This is a genomic window from Flavobacterium sp., from assembly GCF_036759525.1.
GTDB lineage: Bacteria > Bacteroidota > Bacteroidia > Flavobacteriales > Flavobacteriaceae > Flavobacterium.
Map to the genome: position 1 here is coordinate 1 of NZ_DAIOUN010000010.1, position 11885 is coordinate 11885.

General features: G+C 35.3%; 20 protein-coding genes. All 20 read left to right on the forward strand.

What is annotated here, in order from left to right; translation table 11 throughout:
* Positions 1 to 357, forward strand: a 357-nt coding sequence (gene rplN / locus V7M80_RS08235; RefSeq protein ID WP_333695377.1) for a 50S ribosomal protein L14, incomplete at its 5' end; no start/stop codon positions are given.
* A gap of 11 nt (positions 358 to 368) precedes the next feature.
* Positions 369 to 683: a 50S ribosomal protein L24 gene (gene rplX, locus V7M80_RS08240; RefSeq protein ID WP_333695481.1), complete on the forward strand. Its 315-nt coding sequence runs from the start codon at positions 369 to 371 to the stop codon at positions 681 to 683.
* Positions 684 to 685: 2 nt separating this feature from the next.
* Positions 686 to 1237: a 50S ribosomal protein L5 gene (gene rplE, locus V7M80_RS08245; protein WP_333695378.1), complete on the forward strand. Its 552-nt coding sequence runs from the start codon at positions 686 to 688 to the stop codon at positions 1235 to 1237.
* Between the two features lie 2 nt (positions 1238 to 1239).
* Entirely contained in the window at positions 1240 to 1509 is a 270-nt protein-coding gene (gene rpsN, locus V7M80_RS08250; protein ID WP_171222655.1) for a 30S ribosomal protein S14, read from the forward strand.
* A 74-nt stretch (positions 1510 to 1583) separates the two neighbouring features.
* Entirely contained in the window at positions 1584 to 1982 is a 399-nt protein-coding gene (rpsH, locus tag V7M80_RS08255; protein WP_333695381.1) for a 30S ribosomal protein S8, read from the forward strand.
* Positions 1983 to 1997: 15 nt separating this feature from the next.
* Positions 1998 to 2540, forward strand: coding sequence for a 50S ribosomal protein L6 (gene rplF, locus V7M80_RS08260; RefSeq protein WP_333695382.1), 543 nt, complete (start codon positions 1998 to 2000; stop codon positions 2538 to 2540).
* Between the two features lie 11 nt (positions 2541 to 2551).
* Positions 2552 to 2905 (forward strand): 50S ribosomal protein L18, encoded by a 354-nt coding sequence (gene rplR / locus V7M80_RS08265; protein ID WP_333695384.1) that lies wholly within the window; start codon positions 2552 to 2554, stop codon positions 2903 to 2905.
* Between the two features lie 6 nt (positions 2906 to 2911).
* Entirely contained in the window at positions 2912 to 3436 is a 525-nt protein-coding gene (rpsE, locus tag V7M80_RS08270; RefSeq protein WP_333695386.1) for a 30S ribosomal protein S5, read from the forward strand.
* Between the two features lie 14 nt (positions 3437 to 3450).
* Entirely contained in the window at positions 3451 to 3633 is a 183-nt protein-coding gene (gene rpmD / locus V7M80_RS08275; protein WP_333695388.1) for a 50S ribosomal protein L30, read from the forward strand.
* A gap of 11 nt (positions 3634 to 3644) precedes the next feature.
* Entirely contained in the window at positions 3645 to 4097 is a 453-nt protein-coding gene (gene rplO, locus V7M80_RS08280) for a 50S ribosomal protein L15 (protein ID WP_333695389.1), read from the forward strand.
* A gap of 12 nt (positions 4098 to 4109) precedes the next feature.
* Positions 4110 to 5456 carry a preprotein translocase subunit SecY gene (gene secY, locus V7M80_RS08285; RefSeq protein WP_333695390.1) on the forward strand — a complete coding sequence of 449 codons (1347 nt, stop codon included), beginning with the start codon at positions 4110 to 4112 and terminating at the stop codon, positions 5454 to 5456.
* Between the two features lie 5 nt (positions 5457 to 5461).
* Complete coding sequence (gene infA / locus V7M80_RS08290) at positions 5462 to 5677, forward strand: translation initiation factor IF-1 (protein WP_112086714.1); 216 nt, start codon at positions 5462 to 5464, stop codon at positions 5675 to 5677.
* An 11-nt stretch (positions 5678 to 5688) separates the two neighbouring features.
* Positions 5689 to 5805, forward strand: a complete 117-nt coding sequence (ykgO, locus tag V7M80_RS08295) for a type B 50S ribosomal protein L36 (RefSeq protein ID WP_002987490.1) — start codon at positions 5689 to 5691, stop codon at positions 5803 to 5805.
* A gap of 2 nt (positions 5806 to 5807) precedes the next feature.
* The gene (rpsM, locus tag V7M80_RS08300) at positions 5808 to 6182 is read left to right on the forward strand and encodes a 30S ribosomal protein S13 (RefSeq protein ID WP_169523137.1); all 375 of its coding nucleotides are present in this window, start codon (positions 5808 to 5810) and stop codon (positions 6180 to 6182) included.
* 8 nt (positions 6183 to 6190) lie between these two features.
* Positions 6191 to 6574, forward strand: coding sequence for a 30S ribosomal protein S11 (gene rpsK, locus V7M80_RS08305; RefSeq protein WP_129463101.1), 384 nt, complete (start codon positions 6191 to 6193; stop codon positions 6572 to 6574).
* Between the two features lie 106 nt (positions 6575 to 6680).
* Positions 6681 to 7286, forward strand: coding sequence for a 30S ribosomal protein S4 (rpsD, locus tag V7M80_RS08310; RefSeq protein WP_333695406.1), 606 nt, complete (start codon positions 6681 to 6683; stop codon positions 7284 to 7286).
* A 21-nt stretch (positions 7287 to 7307) separates the two neighbouring features.
* The gene (locus V7M80_RS08315; RefSeq protein ID WP_333695408.1) at positions 7308 to 8300 is read left to right on the forward strand and encodes a DNA-directed RNA polymerase subunit alpha; all 993 of its coding nucleotides are present in this window, start codon (positions 7308 to 7310) and stop codon (positions 8298 to 8300) included.
* Between the two features lie 63 nt (positions 8301 to 8363).
* Positions 8364 to 8870, forward strand: coding sequence for a 50S ribosomal protein L17 (rplQ, locus tag V7M80_RS08320; protein ID WP_333695409.1), 507 nt, complete (start codon positions 8364 to 8366; stop codon positions 8868 to 8870).
* 353 nt (positions 8871 to 9223) lie between these two features.
* Positions 9224 to 10342 carry a glutamine-hydrolyzing carbamoyl-phosphate synthase small subunit gene (gene carA, locus V7M80_RS08325; protein WP_333695410.1) on the forward strand — a complete coding sequence of 373 codons (1119 nt, stop codon included), beginning with the start codon at positions 9224 to 9226 and terminating at the stop codon, positions 10340 to 10342.
* A gap of 157 nt (positions 10343 to 10499) precedes the next feature.
* Positions 10500 to 11792 carry a phosphopyruvate hydratase gene (gene eno / locus V7M80_RS08330; RefSeq protein WP_333695411.1) on the forward strand — a complete coding sequence of 431 codons (1293 nt, stop codon included), beginning with the start codon at positions 10500 to 10502 and terminating at the stop codon, positions 11790 to 11792.
* Positions 11793 to 11885 lie beyond the last annotated feature (93 nt).

Here is an 11885-nt window from a genome sequence, read left to right on the forward strand (position 1 = left end):
GAATCAAGATTAAAAGTAGCAGATAACACAGGAGCCAAAGAAGTTTTGACTATCCGTGTTTTAGGAGGAACGAAACGTCGTTATGCCTCTGTTGGAGATAAAATTGTAGTATCTATCAAAGATGCCACTCCAAACGGTAACGTAAAAAAAGGAGCGGTTTCTACTGCAGTAGTTGTACGTACCAAAAAAGAAGTGAGAAGAGCCGATGGTTCTTACATCAGATTCGATGATAACGCTTGCGTATTGTTGAATGCTGCTGGAGAAATGAGAGGAACTCGCGTTTTTGGTCCGGTTGCCAGAGAACTTCGTGAAAAACAATTCATGAAAATTGTATCATTAGCACCAGAGGTGCTTTAATTCGATTAATGATGACAAAATTAAAAATTAAATCAGGAGACGTAGTAAGAGTTATTGCCGGTGATCACAAAGGATCTGAAGGTAAAGTTTTACGTGTATTCATTGATGCAAATAAAGCTATCGTTGAAGGTGTAAACATGGTTTCTGTTCATACAAAACCAAGTGCAAAAAACCCTCAAGGTGGTATTGTGAAAAAAGAAGCACCTATTCAAGTTTCAAATTTATCTTTAATCGATCCTAAATCAAAAAAGGCGACTAAAGTTGGTTTTAAAATCGAAGGTGATAAAAAAGTAAGATTTTCAAAAAAATCTAATCAAGTATTATAGTGATGGCTTATATACCTAGACTAAAAGAAGAATATAAAAGTAGAGTAATTCCTGCTTTGAAAGAAGAATTCGGTTATAAAAATGTTATGCAAGTTCCAAAATTGGAAAAAATCGTAATTAGCCGAGGTGTTGGTGCTGCTGTATCAGATAAGAAATTAGTTGATTATGCAGTAGATGAGTTGACAAAAATTACCGGTCAAAAAGCTTTAGCAACCATTTCTAAAAAGGACGTTGCTTCCTTTAAACTTAGAAAAGGAATGCCAATTGGTGCCAAAGTTACTTTAAGAGGTGAAAGAATGTATGAGTTTTTAGATCGTCTAATAACTTCATCTTTGCCACGTGTAAGAGATTTTAATGGTATCAAAGCTACAGGTTTTGACGGTAGAGGTAACTACAACTTAGGTATTTTGGAACAAATCATTTTCCCTGAAATTGATATTGATAAAGTAAACAAAATATCAGGTATGGATATTACATTTGTAACCACTGCCAAAACCGATAAAGAAGCAAAATCATTACTAGCAGAATTAGGTTTACCTTTTAAAAAGAATTAATTATGGCTAAAGAATCAATGAAAGCCCGTGAGGTGAAAAGACAAAGAGTAGTTGAAAAATATGCAGAGAAAAGAAAGGCTTTATTAGAAGCTGGAGATTACGAAGCATTACAAAAATTACCTAGAAACGCTTCACCTGTACGTTTACATAATCGTTGTAAATTAACCGGAAGACCACGCGGATATATGCGTCAATTCGGTATATCACGTGTTACCTTTCGTGAAATGGCAAACCAAGGTTTAATTCCTGGAGTTAAAAAAGCTAGTTGGTAAAAACAAATTTTTAATTGGTTTCAGGTTCATTTGAAATAGTTTCACTTGAAAACCGTTACCGCAAATTCATACATATGTATACAGATCCTATTGCAGATTATCTAACAAGAGTTAGAAACGCAGTGAAGGCGAATCACAAAGTGGTTGAAATTCCTGCTTCTAATCTTAAAAAAGAAATCACAAAGATTTTATTCGATCAAGGATATATCTTGAGTTACAAATTTGAAGATTCTACCGTTCAAGGTACAATTAAAATTGCTCTTAAGTACGATAAAGTTACTAAAGAGCCTGTAATTAGAGATATCCAAAGAATTAGTAAACCGGGTTTACGTAAATATGCAGGTTCTTCTGAACTTCCTAGAATCCTCAACGGTTTAGGTATTGCAATTGTTTCAACTTCTAAAGGTCTTATGACTGGTAAACAAGCTAAACAATTGAATGTAGGTGGAGAAGTAATTTGTTACGTATACTAAAAAAAAGACTGAACGATGTCAAGAATAGGTAAAAATCCCATTGTAATTCCAGCCGGTGTAACTCTAGAAGTTAATGAAGGTGTGGTTACAGCTAAAGGAAAATTAGGTCAACTCACTCAGGAATATTCCGATGTTACTGTTAAAGTTGAAGATGGTCAGGTTATTGTTGAAAGATCATCTGATCACAAAGATCATAGAGCAAAACACGGTTTGTACAGAGCCTTAATCAGTAACATGATAACAGGTGTTTCAACCGGTTTTACAAAAGAATTAGAGTTAGTAGGTGTGGGTTACAGAGCATCAAATCAAGGTCAAAAATTAGACTTGGCTCTAGGTTTTTCTCATAACATTGTTTTAGAAATTGCTCCAGAAGTTAAATTGGAAACTATTTCTGAAAAAGGTAAAAACCCCATTGTGAAACTAACCTCACACGATAGACAACTTTTAGGTCAAGTAGCCGCTAAAATTAGAGGTTTCCGTAAGCCAGAACCTTACAAAGGAAAAGGTGTTAAGTTCGTAGGTGAAGTATTAAGAAGAAAAGCAGGTAAATCAGCTTAAAAATTAAGATTATGTCATTAACAAAATCTGAGAGAAGACAGAGAATTAAGTTCAGAATCAGAAAGATTGTAAGCGGAACTGCTACAAAACCAAGACTTTCTGTATTTAGAAGCAACAAAGAAATCTATGCACAATTGATAGATGACTTAAACGGAGTAACTTTATTAGCCGCATCATCTAGAGACAAAGATGTAGATGCAAAAGGTACAAATGTTGAAGTTGCTCAAGCAGTAGGTAAATTGGTTGCTGAAAAAGCATTAAAAGCCGGTATTGATACCGTAACTTTCGATAGAGGAGGTTATTTATATCACGGACGTATTAAATCATTAGCTGAAGGAGCGAGAGCTGCCGGACTTAAATTCTAAGAAATTATGTATAGTAAATACAAAAATGTAGAGTTAGTAAAACCTAGCGGTCTTGAATTGAAAGATCGTTTGGTAAGTGTAAATCGTGTTACCAAAGTAACAAAAGGAGGTAGAGCCTTTGGTTTTTCTGCTATTGTTGTTGTTGGTGATGAAAACGGAGTAGTGGGTCACGGATTAGGAAAATCTAAAGATGTTTCTGAAGCTATTGCAAAAGCAGTAGAAGATGCTAAGAAAAATTTGGTGAGAATTCCTTTAAGTGGTCAGTCTGTTCCTCACGAACAAAAAGGTAAATTTGGTGGTGCTCGTGTTTTCTTAATGCCTGCATCTCATGGTACAGGAGTTATTGCCGGTGGTGCTGTTCGTTCAGTACTTGAATCGGTAGGTATTCACGATGTATTGTCAAAATCTCAAGGTTCTTCAAACCCACACAACGTGGTGAAAGCTACTTTTGATGCATTACTTCAAATGAGAAGTGCTCATACAGTTGCCAAACAAAGAGGAATTTCTTTAGAGAAAGTATTCAAAGGTTAATATACAAGGAAATTATGTCAAAAATTTTAGTAAAACAAGTAAAAAGTCAAATCAACTGTCCTCTTACACAAAAGAGAACTTTGGTTGCTTTGGGTCTTAAAAGATTAGGACAAGTAGTAGAGCACGATAATACATCGGCTATCCTTGGTATGGTAAATAAAGTTAAACACTTAGTTTCTGTAGAAGAATCTAAATAATATTATTCAAAATGAATTTAAGTAACTTACAACCAGCTGAAGGTTCAACACACAATCAAAATAAAAGATTAGGTAGAGGAGAAGGTTCTGGTAAAGGTGGTACCGCTGCACGTGGTCACAAAGGAGCAAAGTCTCGTTCCGGTTATTCTAAAAAGATTGGTTTTGAAGGAGGGCAAATGCCACTTCAAAGACGTGTACCTAAGTTTGGATTCAAAAATATCAATCGTGTAGATTATCAAGGTGTAAATCTTGATACTTTACAAGCTCTTGTGGATAATGGTATAGTTACTGATACTGTAGATTTTGCAGTATTGGTAGAAAACCGTTTAGCTACAAAATCAGAATTGGTTAAAGTACTAGGTAGAGGCGAATTGAAAGCCAAATTAAAAGTAACCGCTCACAAATTCACTGCTACTGCAAAAGCCGCTATCGAAGCTGCAGGAGGTGAAGCTGTAACTTTATAATTTACTAACAGTATGAAGAAATTTTTTGAATCACTCGCAAACGTTTGGAAAATCGAAGAACTAAAAAATAGAATTTTAGTTACTTTAGGATTACTTCTTGTATACCGTTTTGGTGCACAAGTAACTTTACCAGGTATAGATGCCACAAAATTAGAAGGTCTTTCTTCTCAAACAGAACAAGGTATTGGAGGTTTACTAGATATGTTTACTGGTGGAGCCTTTTCACAAGCCTCTGTTTTTGCTTTGGGAATTATGCCTTATATTTCTGCGTCTATCGTGGTTCAATTAATGGGTATTGCAGTACCTTATTTACAAAAACTGCAAAAAGACGGAGAGAGTGGAAGAAAAAAAATCAATCAGATTACACGTTGGTTAACTATTGCTATTACATTAGTACAAGGTCCAGGTTATATTTATAACTTGTACAGAACCTTACCATCAGAAGCTTTTTTGTTAGGATTTAATTCTTTCTCATTCTTATTCTCAGCTGTAGTTATTTTAGTTACCGGAACCATTTTTGCAATGTGGCTGGGTGAAAAAATTACAGATAAAGGAATCGGAAACGGAATTTCTCTTCTTATCATGGTTGGTATTATTGCAAGATTACCGGAAGCGTTCCTTCAGGAATTTGTTTCAACTGTTTCAAAAGATCAAGGAGGTCCTGTGTTACTGGTATTCGAAATTATACTTTGGTTATTGGTTATCATTGCAAGTATTTTATTGGTAATGGCCGTTAGAAAAATACCGGTTCAATACGCAAGAAGAACTGCTGGAGGTGATTTTGAGCAAGATATGATGGGAGGAAACAGACAGTTTATCCCTTTAAAGCTTAATGCATCTGGAGTAATGCCAATTATTTTTGCTCAAGCTATCATGTTTATACCTGCTGCCGTTGCTGGTTTATCAAGCTCCGAAACAGCTCAGTCTGTAACAGGAGCCTTTAGCGACATGTTTGGTCTTTGGTATAATTTAGTTTTTGCTTTGTTAATCATAGTTTTTACTTATTTTTACACCGCAATTACAGTTCCAACCAATAAAATGGCAGATGATTTAAAAAGAAGTGGTGGTTTTATTCCCGGTATTAGACCCGGAGTTGAAACCTCAGATTTCCTAGATAAAGTGATGTCTTTAATAACATTTCCAGGTTCTATATTTTTAGCATTAATTGCCGTTTTTCCGGCAGTTGTAGTTAATCTTATGGGGGTTCAACAAAACTGGGGAATGTTTTTCGGAGGAACATCATTATTGATTATGGTTGGTGTGGCTATCGATACAATGCAACAAATTAATTCCTATTTGTTGAACAGACATTACGATGGTTTAATGAAAAGTGGTAAAAATAGAAAAGCAGTAGCTTAATTTTTATGGCAAAACAATCAGCAATAGAACAAGACGGATCTATCATTGAAGCATTATCAAATGCGATGTTCCGTGTAGAATTAGAAAATGGTCATGTCGTAATTGCCCACATCTCTGGTAAAATGCGTATGCATTATATTAAATTGTTACCCGGAGATAAAGTAAAATTGGAAATGAGTCCATACGATTTGACAAAAGCAAGAATTACTTATAGATATTAAAGCTATTTCAAATGAAAGTTAGAGCATCAGTAAAGAAAAGAAGTGCCGAGTGTATTATTGTACGCAGAAAAGGCAGATTGTACGTTATTAACAAAAAGAATCCTAGATTTAAACAAAGACAAGGATAATTATGGCAAGAATTGCAGGGGTAGATATACCTAAAAACAAAAGAGGAGTTATTGCTTTAACCTATATCTTCGGTATCGGTAAAAGCAGAGCTATTGAGATTTTAGAAAAAGCTCAAGTTAGTCAAGACAAAAAAGTTCAAGACTGGAATGATGATGAAATTGGTGCTATTCGTGACGCTGTTTCCTACTATAAAATAGAAGGAGAGTTGCGTTCTGAAGTATCATTACACATCAAACGTCTTATGGACATTGGTTGTTACAGAGGTATTCGTCACAGAGCTGGTCTTCCTTTAAGAGGACAAAGAACTAAGAATAACTCTAGAACTAGAAAAGGTAAAAGAAAAACTGTTGCTAACAAGAAAAAAGCAACTAAATAATAAGTAATATGGCTAAGACAACAACAAAAAAACGTAAAGTTATCGTTGAATCAACAGGAGAAGCTCATATTAATGCAACTTTCAACAATATCATTATTTCACTTACCAACAAAAAAGGTGAAGTAATTTCATGGTCCTCTGCCGGTAAAATGGGTTTTAGAGGATCTAAAAAGAATACTCCTTATGCGGCTCAAATGGCTGCAGAAGATTGTTCTAAAGTTGCACTAGAAGCAGGTCTTAAAAAAGTTAAAGTTTATGTGAAAGGACCAGGAAACGGACGTGAGTCTGCAATCCGTTCTATTCACAATGGTGGAATTGAAGTTACCGAAATTATTGACGTTACTCCAATGCCACACAACGGATGTAGACCTCCTAAAAGAAGAAGAGTTTAATTTGGATTTTCCAAATTACTATATTTAATTAAGTATAACCAAGGTAGATACTGATTATCGAAGGATTTGACCTGAATTCATAATCACTACCTTAAATCAATTTAAAATGGCAAGATATACTGGTCCAAAAACTAAAATAGCTCGTAAATTTGGCGAAGCTATATTCGGAGAAGACAAAGCCTTCGAAAAAAGAAATTACCCTCCAGGACAACACGGTTTGGCTAAAAGAAGAGGTAAAAAATCTGAATATGCAGTTCAGTTAATGGAAAAGCAAAAAGCAAAGTACACTTACGGAATTCTAGAAAAACAATTCAGAAACTTATTTGAAAAAGCGGCAGCATCTAAAGGTGTTACCGGTGAAATCCTTTTACAGTTGTGTGAAGCACGTTTAGATAATGTTGTTTTTAGAATGGGTATTGCTCCATCTAGAAGAGCAGCTAGACAAATTGTGGGTCACAGACATATTACTGTAAATGGTGAAATCGTTAATATTCCTTCTTATCACTTAAAACCAGGTGATAAAGTTGCAGTTCGTGAAAAATCTAAATCTGTAGAAGCTATCAACAGTTCTTTAGCAAACTCTAGTAAAGTTTACGAGTGGATTACTTGGAATAATGACACTAAAGAAGGTACTTTTGTAAGCGTTCCTCAACGTTTGCAAATTCCGGAAAACATCAAAGAACAATTAATCGTTGAGTTATACAACAAATAATAATTGACAGTAGTCGTAATTATGGCAATATTTAATTTTCAAAAGCCCGATAAAGTTATCATGATCGATTCAACCGATTTTGAAGGTAAGTTTGAATTCAGACCTTTAGAACCCGGATATGGATTGACTGTTGGTAACGCTTTAAGAAGAGTTTTGCTATCCGCTCTTGAAGGATATGCAATAACATCTGTACGTATCGAAGGGGTAGATCACGAATTTTCTACCATCTCTGGCGTAGTTGAAGATGTAACCGAAATAATTCTTAACCTTAAACAAGTTCGTTTTAAACGTCAAATTGAAGACGTTGATAACGAAACAGTAACTATTTCATTGTCAGGAAAAGAGCAAATAACGGCAGGTGATTTCCAAAAATTCATCTCTGGTTTCCAAGTCTTAAATCCTGAACTTGTTATCTGTAACTTGGATTCAAAAGTAAACTTAAATCTTGAGTTAACTATTGAAAAAGGTAGAGGTTATGTTCCTGCTGAAGAGAACAAAAAACAAAATGCAGCCATTGGAACTATTTTTACGGATTCTATTTTTACACCTATTAAAAATGTAAAATATGCAATCGAAAACTTCCGTGTTGAGCAAAAAACCGATTACGAAAAATTAGTTTTCGAAATCAAAACGGATGGTTCTATTAATCCTAAAGATGCTTTAACCGAAGCTGCAAAAGTTTTAATTCACCACTTTATGTTGTTCTCTGATGAAAGAATTACTCTTGAGGCTGATGAAATTGCTCAAACAGAATCGTATGATGAAGAATCTTTACACATGAGACAATTGCTTAAAACAAAGCTTGTTGACATGGATTTATCTGTAAGAGCATTAAATTGTTTGAAAGCGGCAGAAGTTGAAACTTTAGGTGATTTAGTATCATTTAATAAAAACGACCTAATGAAATTCCGTAATTTCGGTAAGAAGTCATTGACCGAACTTGATGAGCTTGTAGCCATTAAAAACTTACATTTCGGAATGGATTTGTCAAAATATAAATTAGATAAAGAATAAATTTACTTCATATTTTGCTCTCCAAAGCGGATAGACGCAAGATGAAGGTTTAAAAAAAACGTCATGAGACACGGAAAAAAAGTAAATCATTTAAGCAGACAGTCTGGACATAGAAAATCTATGTTGGCTAATATGGCTTGTTCTCTAATTGAGCACAAACGAATTAATACAACTGTTGCTAAAGCCAAAGCTCTAAAACAATTTGTTGAGCCATTGGTTACCAAGTCAAAAGAAGACACTACTCACAACAGACGTATCGTGTTTACTTACTTGAGAAATAAATATGCCGTTACAGAACTTTTTAGAGAAGTAGCTGCAAAAGTAGGTGACCGTCCGGGTGGATATACTCGTATCATCAAGTTAGGTAACCGTTTGGGTGATAACGCTGATATGGCTATGATCGAGTTAGTTGATTTCAACGAATTATACAACGGTGGTAAAAAAGAAGAGAAAAAAGCAAAAAGCCGTCGTGGTGGTAAAGCTAAAAAAGCAGAAGTTACTGCTCCAGAAGCTAAAGCACCGGAAGCTCCAGCTGCTGAATCAACTGAAAATGCCGAAGCTGCTGAATAATGAAATGCAGTATACAATACCAAAAAAGGATAAACTTTCGAGTTTGTCCTTTTTTTTTGATTAAAGCTAAATTTATTTCAGTTTCAGAAGCGATTGGCTCGGGCTTTTACAGGAAACCATTTTCCCGCTTTCCGCTATTTCTTTTGTTCCGTAAACTACACAAAAGGATACCGCTGCAATCGGGGCTAAAAAATAAACCATAAAAAGTTAGCAATTAAAATTATACGCCACCAATATCCATCTCGTATCCCCCCTCCTTTGGATGGGGTCGGGGGGAGGTTAAACTCAGAACCTCAGAAAAAAACTTTCCCAAATTCAGAAATTAAACTAAATTTGCAAAACAACACACAACAATGAACTACACAACAAGAAAACCAGCCATTCTTTTACTAGCAGATGGCACCATTTTTCATGGAAAATCTATCGGAATTAGCGGAACAACCTTTGGCGAGGTGTGTTTCAATACCGGTATGACAGGATACCAAGAAATTTTTACAGACCCCTCATATTTTGGGCAAATCATGGTAGCTACCAATGCACACATTGGTAATTACGGTGTAAATACCAATGAGGTAGAATCCGATTCTATAAAAATTGCCGGATTGGTATGCAAAAATTTTAGTTTCAATTATTCCAGAGATGACGCAGCCGAAAGCTTATATGATTATTTTGAAAAACAAAATCTAATTGCTATTTCCGATGTAGATACCAGAGCTTTAGTGAGTTATATTCGGGAATATGGAGCTCAGAATGCTGTAATCTGTACCGATGGCACTGCTGTATCTGAGTTGAAAAAACAATTAGAGCATGTTCCTAATATGAAAGGTTTGGAGTTGGCATCTAAAGTCTCAACAAAAGAACCTTATTTTTTCGGAAATGAAAAGGCAACCTACAAAATAGCAGCCCTCGATTTAGGAATTAAAACCAATATCCTACGCAATTTAGCAAAGAGAGATTGCTATATTAAAGTATTTCCATACAACGCTTCTTATACCGATTTAAAAAGTTTCAATCCCGACGGTTATTTTTTATCCAATGGACCCGGTGACCCGGAACCGCTTTCCGGAGCTATCGAAGTAGCTCAACAAATTATAGCAGAAAATCAACCTCTTTTTGGCATTTGTCTTGGGCATCAAGTCATTGGTTTGGCCAACGGAATTTCAACTTACAAAATGTTCAATGGACATCGAGGAATTAACCATCCGGTAAAGAATTTGCTAACAGGTAAAGGTGAAATTACTTCCCAAAATCATGGTTTTGCGGTCGTGCGTGAAGAGTTGGAAAAACATCCCGATATGGAAATTACACACGTTCACTTAAATGATAATACCGTAGCCGGTATGCGAATGAAATCTAAAAACTGTTTCTCAGTTCAATACCATCCGGAAGCAAGTCCCGGACCACACGATTCATCCTATTTATTTGATGATTTTGTATCAAATATTCAAAAAGCGAAACGAAAAGAGATATAGCCTAAAGAACCCGATAGTTTTTCAACTATTGGGTCTTTTTTTACTAAATCGTTTGCGTTTATAACTTTCTCAAAATATATAAAAATCCAAATTTAGAATCCTTAAATTTGTGTATCATACAAAAAAAAGTAACAAAAAATAATAAATAAACAGTATCATGAGTATTATTATCAAAGTACACGCAAGACAAATTCTTGATTCCAGAGGAAATCCAACCGTTGAAGTAGATGTTATCACTGAAAACGGAATTTTAGGAAGAGCTGCCGTTCCTTCAGGAGCTTCAACCGGTGAGCACGAAGCCGTTGAACTTCGTGATGGTGGAAAAGCTTTCATGGGTAAAGGAGTTTTAAAAGCGGTTGAAAATGTAAATACAGTAATTGCAAACGAAATCGTAGGAACATCTGTTTTTGAACAAAATCAGATTGACAAAACCATGATTGAATTGGATGGAACACCCAACAAATCAAACTTGGGTGCAAATGCAATTCTTGGTGTTTCTTTGGCTGTTGCAAAAGCAGCGGCTAACGAATTAGGAATGCCTTTATACCGTTATGTTGGAGGTGTTTCAGCTAACACTTTACCAGTTCCAATGATGAACATTATTAATGGGGGTTCACATTCAGACGCTCCGATTGCGTTTCAGGAATTTATGATTATGCCTGTAAAAGCGAACAGTTTTACTCATGCCATGCAAATGGGAACGGAGATTTTTCACAACTTGAAAAAAGTATTGCACGATCGTCATTTGTCAACGGCGGTGGGTGACGAGGGTGGTTTTGCTCCTAACTTAGCCGGTGGCACAGAAGATGCTTTGGATTCAATAAAATTAGCGGTTGAAAATGCTGGTTATTCTTTTGGGCAAGATGTAAAAATTGCTTTAGATTGTGCCGCTTCTGAGTTTTACGTTAACGGAAATTACGATTACAAAAAATTTGAAGGTGAATCCGGAAAAATAAGGACATCCGCTGAACAAGCTGAATATTTAGCTGAATTAGCCGCTAAATATCCAATTGTTTCCATTGAAGATGGAATGTATGAAGATGATTGGGAGGGTTGGAAATATTTAACTGATTTAATTGGGGATAAAGTACAATTGGTTGGTGACGATTTATTTGTTACCAATGTACAACGTTTAAAAACCGGAATTGATAAAGGAATTGCCAATTCTATTTTGGTAAAAGTAAATCAAATTGGTACGTTAACAGAAACAATTGCAGCAGTAAACATGGCTCACAATGCTGGTTATACCTCTGTAATGTCGCATCGTTCCGGAGAAACAGAAGACAATACTATTGCTGATTTAGCGGTGGCCTTAAACTGTGGTCAAATCAAAACCGGTTCTGCTTCGCGTTCCGATCGTATGGCAAAATACAATCAATTGTTACGTATTGAAGAAGAGTTAGGAAATGTGGCTTACTTCCCGGGTGAAAAAGCTTTCAAGCAAAAATAAAGGCCTTTCCTTTTCAGATTACAAAACTTTTCAAAGTATGTGCTTTGAAAAGTTTTTTTTATTTAATGGGTATATATATAAAATTAGCAATTT

What these genes read in the sequence shown, in the direction of transcription:
- rplX (WP_333695481.1), top strand. Translation starts at nt 369, where the DNA reads ATGACAAAATTAAAAATTAAATCAGGAGACGTAGTAAGAGTTATTGCC.
- rplE (WP_333695378.1), top strand. Translation starts at nt 686, where the DNA reads ATGGCTTATATACCTAGACTAAAAGAAGAATATAAAAGTAGAGTAATT.
- rpsN (WP_171222655.1), top strand. Translation starts at nt 1,240, where the DNA reads ATGGCTAAAGAATCAATGAAAGCCCGTGAGGTGAAAAGACAAAGAGTA.
- rpsH (WP_333695381.1), top strand. Translation starts at nt 1,584, where the DNA reads ATGTATACAGATCCTATTGCAGATTATCTAACAAGAGTTAGAAACGCA.
- rplF (WP_333695382.1), top strand. Translation starts at nt 1,998, where the DNA reads ATGTCAAGAATAGGTAAAAATCCCATTGTAATTCCAGCCGGTGTAACT.
- rplR (WP_333695384.1), top strand. Translation starts at nt 2,552, where the DNA reads ATGTCATTAACAAAATCTGAGAGAAGACAGAGAATTAAGTTCAGAATC.
- rpsE (WP_333695386.1), top strand. Translation starts at nt 2,912, where the DNA reads ATGTATAGTAAATACAAAAATGTAGAGTTAGTAAAACCTAGCGGTCTT.
- rpmD (WP_333695388.1), top strand. Translation starts at nt 3,451, where the DNA reads ATGTCAAAAATTTTAGTAAAACAAGTAAAAAGTCAAATCAACTGTCCT.
- rplO (WP_333695389.1), top strand. Translation starts at nt 3,645, where the DNA reads ATGAATTTAAGTAACTTACAACCAGCTGAAGGTTCAACACACAATCAA.
- secY (WP_333695390.1), top strand. Translation starts at nt 4,110, where the DNA reads ATGAAGAAATTTTTTGAATCACTCGCAAACGTTTGGAAAATCGAAGAA.
- infA (WP_112086714.1), top strand. Translation starts at nt 5,462, where the DNA reads ATGGCAAAACAATCAGCAATAGAACAAGACGGATCTATCATTGAAGCA.
- ykgO (WP_002987490.1), top strand. Translation starts at nt 5,689, where the DNA reads ATGAAAGTTAGAGCATCAGTAAAGAAAAGAAGTGCCGAGTGTATTATT.
- rpsM (WP_169523137.1), top strand. Translation starts at nt 5,808, where the DNA reads ATGGCAAGAATTGCAGGGGTAGATATACCTAAAAACAAAAGAGGAGTT.
- rpsK (WP_129463101.1), top strand. Translation starts at nt 6,191, where the DNA reads ATGGCTAAGACAACAACAAAAAAACGTAAAGTTATCGTTGAATCAACA.
- rpsD (WP_333695406.1), top strand. Translation starts at nt 6,681, where the DNA reads ATGGCAAGATATACTGGTCCAAAAACTAAAATAGCTCGTAAATTTGGC.
- V7M80_RS08315 (WP_333695408.1), top strand. Translation starts at nt 7,308, where the DNA reads ATGGCAATATTTAATTTTCAAAAGCCCGATAAAGTTATCATGATCGAT.
- rplQ (WP_333695409.1), top strand. Translation starts at nt 8,364, where the DNA reads ATGAGACACGGAAAAAAAGTAAATCATTTAAGCAGACAGTCTGGACAT.
- carA (WP_333695410.1), top strand. Translation starts at nt 9,224, where the DNA reads ATGAACTACACAACAAGAAAACCAGCCATTCTTTTACTAGCAGATGGC.
- eno (WP_333695411.1), top strand. Translation starts at nt 10,500, where the DNA reads ATGAGTATTATTATCAAAGTACACGCAAGACAAATTCTTGATTCCAGA.